The sequence below is a fragment of the Candidatus Methylomirabilota bacterium genome, from assembly GCA_028870115.1.
Classification (GTDB): Bacteria; Methylomirabilota; Methylomirabilia; order Methylomirabilales; family Methylomirabilaceae; genus Methylomirabilis.
The window spans coordinates 1-14644 of sequence record JAGWQH010000021.1 but is presented as its reverse complement, the minus strand read 5'-3'; the positions used below and the strand labels follow the sequence as shown (position 1 = coordinate 14644).

Annotated in this window: 9 protein-coding genes, 5 tRNA genes and 1 other RNA gene; all 15 read left to right on the top strand. The window is 60.2% G+C overall.

The genetic code is table 11. The features are described 5' to 3' along the window. Positions 1–303: 303 nt before the first annotated feature. A complete protein-coding gene (gene dnaN / locus KGL31_01490) occupies positions 304–1404 on the top strand; it encodes a DNA polymerase III subunit beta (protein MDE2320578.1) in 1101 nt (366 codons plus the stop codon). Between the two features lie 247 nt (positions 1405–1651). Beyond that, positions 1652–4096, top strand: coding sequence for a DNA topoisomerase (ATP-hydrolyzing) subunit B (gene gyrB / locus KGL31_01485; protein MDE2320577.1), 2445 nt, complete (start codon positions 1652–1654; stop codon positions 4094–4096). 72 nt (positions 4097–4168) lie between these two features. Next, positions 4169–6694, top strand: coding sequence for a DNA gyrase subunit A (gene gyrA / locus KGL31_01480; GenBank protein MDE2320576.1), 2526 nt, complete (start codon positions 4169–4171; stop codon positions 6692–6694). A gap of 109 nt (positions 6695–6803) precedes the next feature. After that, complete coding sequence (gene serS / locus KGL31_01475) at positions 6804–8078, top strand: serine--tRNA ligase (protein MDE2320575.1); 1275 nt, start codon at positions 6804–6806, stop codon at positions 8076–8078. Positions 8079–8110: 32 nt separating this feature from the next. Continuing rightward, positions 8111–8196 (top strand) — tRNA-Ser (locus KGL31_01470). 85 nt (positions 8197–8281) lie between these two features. Then, positions 8282–8373, top strand: a tRNA-Ser gene (locus KGL31_01465). 96 nt (positions 8374–8469) lie between these two features. Continuing rightward, positions 8470–8559 (top strand) — tRNA-Ser (locus KGL31_01460). A 73-nt stretch (positions 8560–8632) separates the two neighbouring features. Beyond that, positions 8633–8722, top strand: a tRNA-Ser gene (locus KGL31_01455). A gap of 81 nt (positions 8723–8803) precedes the next feature. After that, positions 8804–9754 (top strand): ADP-glyceromanno-heptose 6-epimerase, encoded by a 951-nt coding sequence (gene rfaD / locus KGL31_01450; GenBank protein MDE2320574.1) that lies wholly within the window; start codon positions 8804–8806, stop codon positions 9752–9754. 16 nt (positions 9755–9770) lie between these two features. Then, an RNA gene (gene ffs / locus KGL31_01445) (signal recognition particle sRNA large type) lies at positions 9771–10035 on the top strand. A 16-nt stretch (positions 10036–10051) separates the two neighbouring features. Continuing rightward, on the top strand, positions 10052–11833 hold the full coding sequence (dnaX, locus tag KGL31_01440) for a DNA polymerase III subunit gamma/tau (protein MDE2320573.1): 1782 nt from the start codon (positions 10052–10054) through the stop codon (positions 11831–11833). Between the two features lie 19 nt (positions 11834–11852). After that, complete coding sequence (locus KGL31_01435) at positions 11853–12167, top strand: YbaB/EbfC family nucleoid-associated protein (GenBank protein ID MDE2320572.1); 315 nt, start codon at positions 11853–11855, stop codon at positions 12165–12167. Positions 12168–12174: 7 nt separating this feature from the next. Then, on the top strand, positions 12175–12774 hold the full coding sequence (recR, locus tag KGL31_01430) for a recombination mediator RecR (GenBank protein MDE2320571.1): 600 nt from the start codon (positions 12175–12177) through the stop codon (positions 12772–12774). 132 nt (positions 12775–12906) lie between these two features. After that, a tRNA-Asn gene (locus tag KGL31_01425) sits at positions 12907–12981 on the top strand. 96 nt (positions 12982–13077) lie between these two features. Then, on the top strand, positions 13078–14644 hold a 1567-nt coding region (locus tag KGL31_01420; GenBank protein MDE2320570.1), incomplete at its 3' end, for a phosphoenolpyruvate carboxykinase (GTP).

The window sequence follows — 14644 nt, the reverse complement described above, 5'->3', positions numbered from 1 at the left end:
ACTATTGATATCTAAAGCCATAGAAGTTTTGCACAGGTGTGGACAAGGTGTGCGTAAGTGATAAATGTGAACAACCTGTCGTTTTCTGGCGGTCGCTTGTTGATAACTGTTGACACCTTCAGTGATGGTGGAAGTTATACACAACACTTAACCTGGGGTTAGTCGCTAAAAAAGCGTGAAGGCTTTAGGGTCGGCTGATTCATCCACATTTCCAGGTGGTCTATTACTACTCCGATCTTTAATATCTTTACTAAAGAGTTTTAAAGAATAGTCATACAACACTTCCGGAGAGGTGAGGAGTACATGCACATTAAGGTGTCTCGGGATGATCTGCTTAACGGTGTCGGGCCGATCCAGGCTGTTGTAGAAACCAAACGAAGTCTTCCCATCCTCTCCCATCTCCTCCTTGAGACCACATCTTCCCACCTTTCGGTATTTGGAACTGATCTAGATATTGGGGTACGAAAACGAGTGCCAGGGGAGGTCGTAAAGGAGGGATCCATTGCGCTTTCAGCGAGAAAGCTATATGAAATCGTTCGCGAACTCCCTGCTACATCTGTAGACCTCACCGTTGATGGCGAACTGACAGCAACCATCACATGTGGTAACTCAGAATTTCGAATAAAAGGCCTATCCAGAGACGATTTTCCATCAATGCGCGAACCCGCACAGAAAGGGATTGTCCTTGATCGCCGCCTGTTTCGCGACATGATTCGACGAACGTTATTTGCGGTGTCCTCTGATCAGACCCGCTACACCTTAAACGGAATCCTTTTCCGCGTGACGCCAAAGGATGTCAGAATGGTGGCCACCGACGGCCATCGGCTTGCCATGACCAACGTGGATTGTGACGCGACAAAAGACAGTAGCCCAATGGATGCCATTATCCCACGGAAGGCCGCGGCTGAAACGCTCAAGTTGTTGCGAGAAGAACCGGGCGAGATCACAATTGAGATCTCAGAAAACCATCTTCTCCTCCAGACAGACGACACCCTCATTGATGCGCGTCTTATTGAGGGACAGTTTCCCAACTATGAACAGGTCATTCCCGCCAATGCGACCAAGGAGGTTACAGTAAATCGTGAGGCATTCCTAGCCGGGCTTCGCCGAACTTCCACCATCCTGGGCGAGCGTGCTCTCCCCACGACAATGAAGCTCACACCGGGGAGACTTCTGCTTAGTTGCGTGAACCTTGACCTTGGAGAGGCGCGAGAACGGCTCGATGTCGAGTATCAACATGAAGAGATGAGTGTGGGGTTCAATGCACGGTACATCCTGGACTTCCTGGGCGTGCTCACCACCGAGCAAGCGACGATCCGGTTGCAGGACCCGCTCAGCCCGGCGTTGTTTGCCGGCAAGGACGATCAGCGATATACGTGTGTGATTATGCCGATGAGGATCTAGCGAGAGACCAATGTGCCCAACCATTACTCACTGATTTCTCGCCACTGGGCACTAGTGTAGTGTCTCAGAAATCACTCGATACTGAACCCGTTCGGGCTGAGCCCGTCGAAACCCTGGTTACGCATCCTTCGATAAGCTCAGGGTGAACGGAATGTGTAAACAAAGTTACAAGTCAGCACAGTAGTCACTATTCACGAATAGGACGAACCGAATGAATCAGGAATCACAAGATCACCCCATTCCTGTGGTGAGCCGAGTCGAACCAGACCTCCCGTCACCTGGTGAGGTCTATGATGCCGCCCAGATCCGGGTCCTCGAGGGCCTCGAAGCTGTGCGGAAGCGCCCCGCGATGTATATCGGCAGCACCGGGTTTGATGGGCTCCATCACCTGGTGTATGAAGTCGTAGACAACAGCGTAGATGAGGCGCTTGTTGGATACTGCGACCAGGTGGAGGTGACGATCCACTCTGACAACAGCGTCAGCGTCCTGGATAATGGCCGCGGCATCCCGGTCGATATCCACGAGCAGACCGGTCGACCAGCTCTGGAGGTGGTAATGACTACCCTTCACGCTGGAGGCAAGTTTGATAATTCGGCCTATAAGGTGTCCGGTGGCCTGCATGGTGTCGGCCTCTCCGTGGTGAATGCGCTCGCGGAGCGGCTTGAGGTAGAGGTCTGGCGCGACGGCAAGCGGTATCTGCAGCAGTATGAGCGTGGCAAGCCGACGGGCGATCTTGAAGAGGTCGGCAAGGCTCGAAGGACCGGAACCCGCGTGACGTTTGTCCCGGACTCTGAGATCTTCGAAGACCGAACGTTCAGTCTGGACACCCTCAGCAATCGTCTGCGCGAGCTGGCGTTTCTCAACAAGGGTCTACGCATCCGGCTGGCCGATGAACGGATCAACGAGGCGCGGGAGTTCTACTACACAGGGGGGATACGGTCGTTCGTGGAGTTGCTCAATGAGAACAAAGCTGTTCTCCACCCGAAGCCGATCTACATCGAAGTCCAGCGCGATGCAACCGTCGTTGAAGTGGCCATACAGTATAACGACGGCTACGGCGAGACGGTCTTCTCCTTTGCCAACAACATCAATACCCACGACGGCGGCACGCACCTGATCGGGTTCCGATCGGCTCTGACCAGGACGATTAACAGCTACGCGGCATCGCACGATCTGCTCAAGAACTTGAAGGCGACGCTGACCGGCGACGACATTCGCGAGGGGCTGACTGCCGTCATCAGCGTGAAGCTTCCCAACCCCCAATTTGAGGGGCAGACCAAGGCCCGTCTGAACAACCCCGACATGAAGGGCCTGGTGGAAACCATTGTCAACGAGAAGCTGGCGGAATATCTGGAAGAGAATCCGGCGATCGGCCGGCGCATCGTCGAGAAGGCCACCGAAGCGGCCCGGGCGCGCGAGGCGGCACGCAAGGCAAAAGAGTTGGCGCGCCGGAAGGGGCCGCTCGACGGTGACGACCTGCCGGGGAAGTTAGCGGACTGCTCAGAGAAAAATCCTGCGCTCTGCGAGCTCTACATCGTTGAAGGGGATTCGGCCGGCGGCTCAGCGAAACAGGGACGAGACCGACGATTTCAGGCCATCCTGCCGCTGAGGGGAAAGATTTTGAATACCGAACGGGCGCGAGCCGACAGGATGCTTTCCTCAACGGAAATTCGGGTTCTCATCTCGGCACTCGGGGCCGGCATCGATCCCGAATTCGATATCGGGCGGCTGCGCTATCACCGAATCATTATCATGACCGATGCTGACGTCGACGGGGAGCATATCCGGACTCTGCTGCTGACCTTCTTCTTCCGGCACCTTCGCCAGGTTGTTGAGGGGGGCCACCTGTATATCGCGCAGCCTCCGCTGTACAAGGTCAAGCGAGGGAAAGCCGAGAGGTATCTGAAGAACGATCGGGCGATGGAAGAGTTCCTGTTGGAAACCGCCGCCGAGACGCTCCAGGTAGAAGGCAGCAACGGCGGGACGCCCTGGACCGGGCAGCGCCTCCAGGGCATGTTGCGGAAGCTGATGACCTGGCACAGTTGTCTTCGGGCGATGGAACGGCGCGGCAGGCATCCTGGCGCCGTGGCGACGCTGGCGCAGGCCGGCGGCGTGCCCCGCGGAGCCTTGAAGGACGAAGATAAAACATACCGGCTCTTAGCGCGAATGCTAGAGGCATTGCGATCTCAGGCGGCGCAACTGGGGCCGGCCGAAGGGCGGGCGGAGTGGGACGACGAGCAAGAGGTCTACCGGCTTATTCTTGGCTTTGGGCCCGATAGTCAGGGGCAGCGAAGTCAGGCCACTGTCGATCAGGAGCTTGTCGGATCTCCGGAATACCGGGAATTGGAAGGCGCAGCCGCTGCACTGTCCGGACTTGGCGCACCTCCGTTCAGAGTGGTGGCGGAGGGCGATATCGCCCCCGCGGCGTCTTGGAGCGATCTGCTCGACAAGAGTATGGCCTTGGCCAGGAAGGGGCTGGCGATCCAACGGTATAAGGGTCTTGGCGAGATGAACCCGGAGCAGCTTTGGCAGACGACGATGAACCCGGAAAGCCGGACGCTGCTCCGCGTGAGGGTTGAGGATGCGGTTGCCGCCGAGCAGATCTTTACCACCCTGATGGGTGACCAGGTGGAGCCACGGCGACTCTTCATCGAGCGCCATGCCCCGGAGGCCAGCAACCTGGATATCTAGAATAAACCGACTCCCATCACGTTGAGGCCCGGGGATCGGGCCATTTTCGTTTGTGCAGAACGGGAGAAGCGAATGCCTGAAGAGCAGCAGCCCATTGCGTTAAATCAGGTGGGCGAGGTCAGACCCACGGACATCCACGAGGAGATGCGCCGGTCGTATCTGGACTACGCCATGAGCGTCATTATCGGCCGGGCCCTGCCCGACGTACGGGATGGGCTCAAGCCCGTACACCGCAGGGTGCTCTATGCCATGCAGGAGCTTGGACTGACCGCTGGCCGCCCACACAAGAAGGCAGCCCGCGTTGTGGGTGAGGTCCTTGGGAAATACCATCCGCACGGCGATACGGCGGTCTACGATACCATTGTCCGCCTCGTCCAGGACTTTTCGATGCGATATCCCCTCATCGATGGCCAGGGCAACTTCGGCTCAGTAGACGGAGATGCGCCAGCGGCGATGCGGTACACCGAGGTCCGGCTGGCAAAGATTGCCCAGGAGATGCTTCGGGATATCGACAAGGAGACGGTGGACCTGGCCCCCAACTTCGATGAGACACTTGAAGAGCCGAAGCTGCTGCCGGCAGCGCTGCCAAACCTGCTGGTGAATGGCTCTTCGGGGATTGCCGTCGGGATGGCCACCAACATTCCACCCCACAACCTCGGCGAGACGGTCGACGCCCTGCTGTTGCTGCTTGAGGATCCGGACGTGACGCCGGATCGGCTCATGGCCGTGCTGCCGGGGCCGGACTTTCCAACAGGCGCGTATATCTATGGCAGGACCGGAATTCGAGACGCCTACCTGACGGGCCGGGGCCTGATCCGGATGCGCGCGAAGGCGTTTGTCGAAAAGAGCAGGGGCGGCCGAGAGAGCATCATTGTCTCGGAGTTGCCGTATCAGGTGAACAAGGCCAAGTTGATTGAGCGGATCGCTGAACTGATTCGAGACCGGAAGATCGAAGGGATCTCGGATCTTCGAGACGAGTCGGATCGGGAGGGGATGCGCATCGTCATCGAGCTCAAAAAAGAGCAGCTGGCCCCCCCAGTCCTCAACCAGCTCTTTAAGCACACGGCGATGCAATCCACATTCGGCGTGATTATGCTGGCTCTTGTGGACAATCAGCCGAAGGTCTTGGCGCTGAAGGAGGCGCTCCAGCACTTCGTCGATCACCGAAAGGCTATTGTCATTCGGCGGACCCGCTTCGATCTCAGGAAGGCCGAGGAGCGAGCCCATATCCTGGAGGGGTATCGGATCGCGCTGGACCACCTGGATGAGGTCATCGCCCTGATCCGGCGATCTCGCTCAGCGGACGATGCCCGCGCCGGCCTGATGGAGCAGTTCGGCATGAGCCAGATCCAGGCCCAGGCCATCCTGGAGCTGCGCCTGCAGCGGCTGACACAACTTGAGCGGCAAAAGATTCAGGACGAGTACAGCGAGACCATTGCGGCCATCGAGCGGTACCGCGCCGTGCTGGCCAGTGAGGCCCTGGTGCGCGAGATCATCAAAGAAGAACTGCTGGCCGTAAAGGAGACCTATGGCGACCCGCGCCGTACACAGATCCTCGAAGAGACCGCCGAGATCGAGCTGGAAGACATGCTGGCCGACGAGGAGATGGTCATTCCCATTACACATGGCGGGTATATCAAGCGAAGCAACCTTAACGTCTATCGGAGCCAGCGCCGCGGCGGCAAGGGGATGACCGGTATGGCGACCAAAGAGGAGGACTATGTGGAGCACCTTTTTGTCGCCACGACCCACAGCCACCTCCTCCTCTTTACGAACCAGGGGAAGGTGCACTGGCTGAAGGTGCACGAGCTGCCCCAGCTTGGGCACGCAGCAAAGGGGAAAGCCCTCGCCAACTTCTTGCAGCTCGGCGCCGGGGAACAGATCACGACCGTCATCCCGATTCGCCAGTTTGAGGTCGATCGCTACCTGCTGATGGCGACGCGACGCGGGATCATCAAGAAGACCGATCTGAATGCCTACGGCAACCCTCGCGCAGGCGGGATTATCGCCATCACGCTGGATGAGGGGGATGAGTTGATCGCGGTCCGTTTAACCAAAGGAGACGACGAGATCCTGCTCGGCACCAAGCAAGGGATGGCGATCCGCTTCAAGGAAGACGAGGTTCGGTCGGCAGGGCGCGCGGCCCGCGGCGTCAAGGGGATCTCGCTGGAGGCAAGCGACGAGGTGGTTGGGGCCGAGGTGGTCGCCCAGGGCGCGGCGATGCTCACCGTGACGGAGCGGGGGTACGGTAAGCGGACCGACCTGCAGGAGTATCGACTGCAGAGCCGGGGCGGCAAAGGGATCATTAACATTCGGGTGACTGAGCGAAACGGCCCTGCAGTCGGGGTCATGCTGGTTCAGTCCGGCGATCAGATTATGATGATTTCTCAGGAGGGACGGATCACGCGGATGCGGGTGGACGAAATCAGCCTCATCGGGCGAGCGACCCAAGGGGTGCGGCTACAGGGGTTGGAGTCAAGCGATCGCGTGGGCGCGGTCACGACGCTGGTCAGCGACGACGAGGGCGATGAGGAGGCGGAGGGGCCCCAGTCCTCGCCTGAACCGGGAGGGGGAGCGGACCCGGTCGACGAGGCTTGAGAGATGCCGGGGAGCGTGGTATAGTGACGCCTCTGCCTGGGCGACTCGCGGTGGCGGCTGCGAGCCGCAGCGGGAGCCCGAGTGGGAACCCTGGACCAGAAGGACGGCCGTGCTGGACCTGAGATATGTTCGTGACAATGTCGAGCTTGCGCGTGAGCGACTTGCAGGCAGGGGCGCTGCGCCCTTAATTCTTAACGAGTTTATTCAGCTCGATGCCGAGCGACGAGCCACACTCGCCGAGGTAGAAAAGCTCAGGCAGAGACGCAACGAGCTGTCGAAGAAGGTTGCCGAGCTCAAGCGACAAGGTCAGAGCACAAGCGATGCCATTGCACAGGCTGCCGCCGACGCCTATCTTCTGATCGACCTCGAAAAACAGCTCAAGGAGAAGGAGGCGATCCTACAGGAAGCCGCGTTGTTTCTCCCGAACCTCCCCCATGCGTCCGTCCCGATCGGGAAAACGGCTGAAGACAATGTTGAAGTCAGGCGATGGGGGACACCGCGCCGATTTAACTTCGAGCCGAAATCCCACTGGGAGCTCGGCGAAGCGTTGGGGATCCTGGACCTTGAGCGGGCAGCCGCAATTGCGCAATCGCGCTTTGCCGTCCTGAAGGGCGTGGGGGCCAGGCTGGAGCGCGCGCTGATCGGCTTCATGCTTGACCTGCACGGAAAGGAGCACGGCTACACAGAAATCCTCCCACCGTTGTTGGTGAACGCCGACGCCATGCGCGGGACGGGCCAGCTCCCCAAGTTCGGCGAGGAGCTGTTCAAGACTAAGGACGAGGGGCTCTACATGATCCCGACGGCAGAGGTCCCGGTAACTAACCTTCACCGTGAGGAGATTTTGCCACCCGGAACGCTTCCCCTTTCCTATGTCGCCTACACCCCCTGCTTTCGACGGGAGGCGGGCTCCTACGGCAAAGATACGCGGGGTCTTATGCGGCAGCACCAGTTCAACAAGGTGGAGCTGGTGAAGATCGCGGAGCCCGAGCGCTCTTATGACGCGTTGGAGGAGATGACCCGGCATGCGGAGGCGGTCCTGCAGCGGCTGGGCCTGCCGTACCGGGTGGTGGCGCTCTGCACGGCCGATCTGGGGTTTGCGGCCGCAAAAACCTATGACATCGAGCTTTGGATCCCGAGTCAAGGGGTGTATCGGGAGGTCTCGTCAATCAGTAACTGCGAGTCGTTTCAGGCGAGGCGAGCCAACATTCGCTACCGGCCCGCGGCGAAAGCGGCGCCGCAATTTGTCCATACGCTGAACGGGTCTGGGGTCGCGGTAGGGCGGACCTGGCTGGCGATTCTGGAGAACTTTCAGGAAGCCGACGGCACCGTTATGATACCGGAGGCGCTCCGGCCTTATATGGGCGGCCTGGAACGGATCAGTTAAAAACGGGTCATGGGGAACAGGGGATAGGGTTCGGAGGGGTGGCCGAGTGGTTGAAGGCGGCGGTCTTGAAAACCGTTAGGCGAAAGCCTCGTGGGTTCGAATCCTACCCCCTCCGCCAGTACGAATAAACAGGTCTCGGGTTTCGAGTTTGGGGTTTCGCGTTGACCCAAAACTCGAAACATGAAACTCTAAACATCCTTTGCGGAGAGGTGACCGAGTGGCCGAAGGTGCTCGCCTGCTAAGCGAGTCTGCGTCGAAAGGTGCAGCCCGGGTTCGAATCCCGGCCTCTCCGCCAACAACAACAGGGGATAGGGTGTAGGGGTTAGGGGTTGGGGTAGGGTAAGGTGACAGTGATAAAGAAGCACCAACCCCCCAACCCCCGTCTTTATGCGGAGAGGTGCGAGAGTGGTTGAATCGGGCGGTCTCGAAAACCGCTGAGCGGGTAACTGCTCCGGGGGTTCGAATCCCTCCCTCTCCGCCATTGAAAAGCAGGGTATAGGGATTAGGGGTTGGGGGTTAGTCCTATCCCTATCCCCTAAACCCTGTTCTTATACGGAGAGGTGCAGGAGCGGTTTAACTGGCACGCCTGGAAAGCGTGAGCAGGGGAAACTCTGCCCCGGGTTCGAATCCCGGCCTCTCCGCCAACAACAACAGGGGATAGGGTGTAGGGGTTAGGGTGAAGTTGGGGGGGGTCCAACCCCCAGCCTCTAACCCCAGGTGTAAATATGGAAAGTGCGCTGATCACGGGTGGTGCTGGTTTTATCGGGTCGAATCTGGCCTTGGAGCTGGAGAGGCGATACCCGGGCATTCGGGTCACCATCATCGACGATTTCCGCTCCGGCGAGTTCAGCAATCTGGTTGGGTTTCGGGGCGATCTGGTAGCCCAGGACCTCGCGTCGTTAGACCTCCTTAGCCGATTTCGGCCGGGTGAATTTCAGGTGGTATTCCACCTGGCTTCCATCACTGATACAACCGTCACCGATGCCCGGCAGATGCTCTGGAATAACGTGGAAGGCTTTCGGCGAGCGGCAGAGTTCGCGCGACTCTCCGGGACGCCCTTGATCTATGCTTCCTCAGCCGCCGTCTACGGTGTCTGTCGCTCGGGCCGGATGCAAGAGGATCAGGCTGCTCGCCCTGCCAACGTATACGGCTTTTCGAAGGCGCTCCTGGAGAATCTGGCCAGGCGCTTTAGTGATGTCTCAGGAGGCTGCAGGATTGTCGGGCTCCGGTACTTTAATGTGTACGGGCCAGGCGAAGGCCACAAAGGGGCCGCAGCCAGCATGATCTACCAGTTGGCGAAGCAGATTCAAGTGGGTAGGCGGCCGCGGATCTTTAAGTACGGGGAGCAAGCGCGCGACTTTGTGTATGTCAAAGACGTCGTAGAGGCGACGCTGCTGGCTGCGGAGGCCAATCACGGCGGCGTATATAATGTCGGCTCCGGGCGCTCCACCTCGTTCAATGAGGTCATTGCGCTCCTGAACAAGGCCATCGGGACCGACTATGATCCCGACTATTTTGATAACCCGTACTCATTCTATCAGCCGCACACCGAGGCCGACGTGAGCCTCGCGCGTGCGGAATTGGGCTATGTTCCGAAGTATCCGATCGATCGAGGGATCGCGAAATATGCTGCACAATTAATGGAAACCGGTATGAGGCAGGTTGGGTTGTCATGATCAGCAATAGTCTTGGCCGTGCTAGATGGGGAGGTAGCGGTGCCCTGTACCCGCAATCCGCTCTAGCGGGATCGAATCCCCGCCCGAGGTCTGAGGTTGTCGAGCGATGGCCTGTGATCGGCGTAATGATGGTCGGGTCCCGCGCAAGGAGAGTTTGTGAACCCCGCCAGATCCGGAAGGAAGCAGCGGTAAACAAACGGGCTCCTGTGCCGCGGGGAAGCTCGGCCGGAGCCTCGGTCACCGGTACAGCCCGGCAGCCGCGATCGACGGCGGGTGCACGGCCAGGAAAAAACTAACATGTCATACCTCGTTCTCGCCAGGCGATGGCGACCCCAGAACTTCGATGAGGTGGTGGGCCAGCGACCGGTCACCCAGACCTTGAAGAACGCTATCGCCAAAGACCGCGTTGCGCACGCCCTGCTTTTTGCGGGCCCGCGTGGGGTCGGGAAGACGACAACCGCCCGCATCCTGGCGAAGGCACTCAACTGCGAGCGGGGCCGCACACCCGACCCGTGTAGCGAATGCGCGAGTTGTAACGCGATTGCGACGGGCCGCTCAGTCGACTGCCTGGAGATCGACGGCGCCTCCAATCGGGGGATCGATGAGGTCCGGGAGTTGCGCGAAATCGTGCGGTATGCCCCGTCGCGCGACAAGTGCAAGGTGATCATTATCGATGAAGTCCATATGCTGACCGAGCCGGCCTTCAATGCACTGTTGAAGACGCTCGAGGAGCCGCCGCCCGGTGTCATCTTCATTCTGGCGACCACACATGCGCACAAAATCCCGTCTACCATTCTCTCGCGTTGCCAGCGTCACGACTTTCGGCGCTTAGGACAGGAAGAGATCCTCCCGCGGCTTCAGCAAATCGCTTGCGAGGAAGGGGCGACCGTGTCGGAGGGCGCCATGAAGGCGATTGCCCGCGCCGCAGAAGGAAGCCTCCGAGACGCCCAAAGCCTTCTGGATCAGGCCATCGCCTACAGTGGCGACGCGGTCAGCGAGGAGGACGTCGCGGTTGTGCTGGGGCTGGTGGAGGGAGAACTGCTGGCGCAGACTACCCAGGCGATCATCCAGCGTGACAGCAGCCTCGCCCTGGCGGTCGTTGAATCGCTCAGTGCCCGGGGGGACGACCTTCAGCGGTTCTGTCAGGAACTGCTGGCCCACCTGCGCGATCTGATGGTCTCGAAGGTGAGCAAAGATCCCACCCCGCTGCTTCAGTTGAGCCGCGTACCGCCGGACACGATTCGCTCGCAGGCCGAGGCTATGACGCTTGCCGATCTCGAAACGATCTTTCAGGTCCTGAGCCGGGCCGAGTTCGAGATGCGACGCGCTTCGCATCCGCGGTTTGTCCTGGAGATGGCGCTGGTGGAGGCGACAGAGGCTCGGTCACTGCAAACCCTTGAGATGCTCCTGAAGCGTCTGGCCGTCCTGGAGGAGAAGTTGCCGGCCGGCCGGGTAGCCGGCCCTGGACCTTCGGCGCTCCCCATGTTCGCCCCTACTTCCGTCACGCCGCTCCCCGCCTCCGGCCCGCCGGTCGAAGCGCCACCGCCCGCTCCGACCGATAGCACCAATGGTCCGCAGGAAGGCTGGACCCGCATGACGCGGCTGCTGGAACGGAAGAAGCGATCTCTTGCCGCGTTGCTCACCGCGGCGAAGGGGGTGATGTTTGAGGGCGACCGGCTCATCGTTATGCTGGAAAACGGGACAAGTTTTGCGCGATCAACGCTGGATGACCCTGAAAACCGACGCCTTGTGGCTGGAGCTGCGGCAGAAGTCTTTGGGCGGTCCATGGCGGTTGAGTATCGATTCCAGAGCTCAAGCCCTGTCCCTGCGGGGAGCGGTTCGGTCGGGGTCACCGCAGGCGGTTCGACGCAACTCACCACGGGTCAGGGTGAGCTGCCTCAGCCTCGGCGATCGGGTGGGACTGACCGTAAGTCGCGTGATCCCCAGCAGCGAGTTGTTCCGGAGCAGCGGATAGCGCCGTCCGATCAGGAAGCGCTGCGGCGTCATCCCCTGGTGCGCCGAGCCGTGGAGCTGTTTGACGGCCAAGTCGTTCGGGTCAGGACGAAACAGCCCGAATAGGGCGTGATGGGAGAATGAGATGAAGAACCTCGGGAACATCATGAAGCAGGCGCAGCGAATGAAGGCTGAGGCGGAAAGGATTCAGGCGGAGGCAGCGACGAAACGGGTTGAAGGGACGGCCGGCGGCGGGATGGTCACCGTGGTCTGTAATGGTCAGGGCGAAGTCGTTGCGGTAAAGATCGACCCGGAGGTCGCCGGCCCGGACGAATTGGAGATGCTGCAGGACCTCGTTGTGGCGGCGGCGAATGAGGCGCTCCGAAAAGCTCGTGAGCTGTTGAGCCAAGAGATGAGCCGTCTGACCGGCGGGCTGGGACTGCCCCCGGGGCTGGTGTAGAAGCGCCGTGTCCCGCTATGCCCCTACCCTGGTCCGGCTGATCGGTGAACTAGTCCGCCTTCCTGGCATCGGCCCTAAGACCGCCCAACGCCTGACATTTCACCTGCTCAAAGTCGGCAGAGAGGAGGCCGTCGCGTTGGCCCAGGCTATTGTCGAGCTGAAGGATCGGATCCAGAGCTGTGCGATCTGCTACAACATCTCTGAGGGCGAGCAGTGTCCCATCTGCGCCGACCCGACTCGAGATGGATCGGCGCTGTGCGTGGTGGAAGAGGCGAACGACCTCTGGGCCATCGAGAAGACGGCGAGCTTCAAGGGGCGTTACCACGTGCTGGGGGGATCGCTTTCGCCGCTGGAAGGGCGCGGCCCAGACCAGCTCACGGCCAAGGCCCTTCTGCAGCGCCTGGAGGGAGGAGAGATCAAGGAGGTAATCCTGGCCACGAACCCGAACGTCGAGGGCGAGGCGACAGCGATGTACCTCTCGCGCCTGCTGAAGCCGTTAGCCGTTCGGGTCACGCGAATCGCTCGCGGCCTGCCGATGGGTAGCGACCTGGAGTACGCCGACGAGGTAACGCTTTCCAAGGCATTAGAGGGGCGGCGTGATGTGTAAGGTTTACGGGCCAGAAAGTCGTTGCTCGCACCCATCGAGTGCGCTATAACTAAGGCAGTTAATGATCGCCTCCGGCCTTCAGCCAACAGCTCTTTGCTGACCGCTGGCAAGCAATTCCTGAGTTCTTAATATTCCCCGGTAGCTCAATGGTGGAGCGAGCGGCTGTTAACCGCTAGGTTGTAGGTTCGAGTCCTACCCGGGGAGCCATTTCGGTGGCCAGAAAGCCCCCTCGCCCACGTCATTGCGAGGGAGCGCAGTGACCGCAGCAATCTCACCGCTCTTCGCAACTTCAAAGACGCTGAGATTGCCGCGCTCCCTTCGGTTGCTCGCAATGACGGAGTCGGAGGAGCTTTTACGCCCACGGGCGAGCCGGCAACCCACGCAGTGCCGTCAGGAGACAAGATGCCTCAACATAGAGCGTTAGAGCAGTGGGTGGATCAGGTGGCGCGGGTGACCCGCCCTAGCCGCATCCATTGGTGCGATGGGTCAGAGGAGGAGCATCAGGTCCTCATTGAAGGGATGCTCCGGGATGGGACCGTGATTCGCCTGAACCATCAGCGCTATCCCGGGTGTTACTTGCATCGGAGCCATCCGTCGGATGTCGCAAGGACCGAGCACCTGACCTTCATCTGCACGTCTCGAAAGGAGGATGCCGGACCTACGAATAACTGGATGGAGCCCACAGAGGCTCGTACGCAGGTCGGGAAGCTCTTTGAGGGCAGCATGAGGGGCCGGACGATGTTTGTCGTGCCCTATCTGATGGGCCCGGCCGGCTCTCCCTACAGCAGGGTCGGGGTGGAGATTACCGACAGCCCCTACGTGGTTGTCAATATGCGGCTCATGACCCGCATGGGGAAGATCGCGCTTGAGCGACTTGGCGGGTCGGACAGCTTTGTCCGCGGCCTGCATTCACTCGGGGACCTGAGTCCGGACCGCCGCTTCATCCTCCACTTCCCCGAGGAGCGTCTCATCTGGAGCATCGGGTCAGGATATGGGGGTAACGCCCTGTTGGGGAAGAAATGCCACGCCCTTCGCATCGCCAGTTGGATCGGACGAGAAGAGGGCTGGTTGGCCGAGCATACCCTGATCGTCGGGGTGGAAGATCCTTCAGGGCAGGTTACCTATATGGCGGCTGCCTTTCCGAGCGCGTGCGGCAAAACCAATCTGGCGATGCTGGTCCCCCCCCGGGATCTCTCGGGCTACAAGGTGTGGACCGTAGGCGATGACATCGCCTGGATGCACATCGGGCCTGATGGACGGCTGCGGGCCATCAATCCGGAGGCCGGGTTCTTTGGTGTCGCGCCCGGCACCAGCGTCAAGACGAATCCCAACATCATGGCTGCGGTCGATCGCAATACGATCTTTACCAACGTGGCTGTCACCTCGGACGGAGAGCCGTGGTGGGAGGGAAAGGATCCGACGCCCCCTCATGGCCTCGTTGATTGGCACGGTAACCCGTGGGCCTCTGGAGAAGGGCCGGCAGCCCATCCCAACTCGCGTTTCACGGTTGCCGCCAGGCAGTGCCCGTCGATCTCCCCCCGTTGGGAGGACCCGGAAGGCGTTCCAATCTCGGCGATCCTCTTCGGAGGACGTCGCGCCCGTGTGGCGCCACTGGTCTATCAGTCATACGGTTGGCAACACGGCGTCTTTGTCGGGGCCGGTATGGCCTCAGAGACGACAGCCGCCCAGTCGGGCGCGGTCGGGGTCACCCGGCGCGACCCGATGGCGATGGTCCCATTCTGTGGCTATCACATGGCCGACTATTTCGGTCACTGGCTCGACATGGGCCAGCGTATTGCGCACCCCCCTGCGATCTTCCACGTCAACTGGTTTCGAACCAACCAGAACGGTCGCTTCCTCTGGCCTGGGT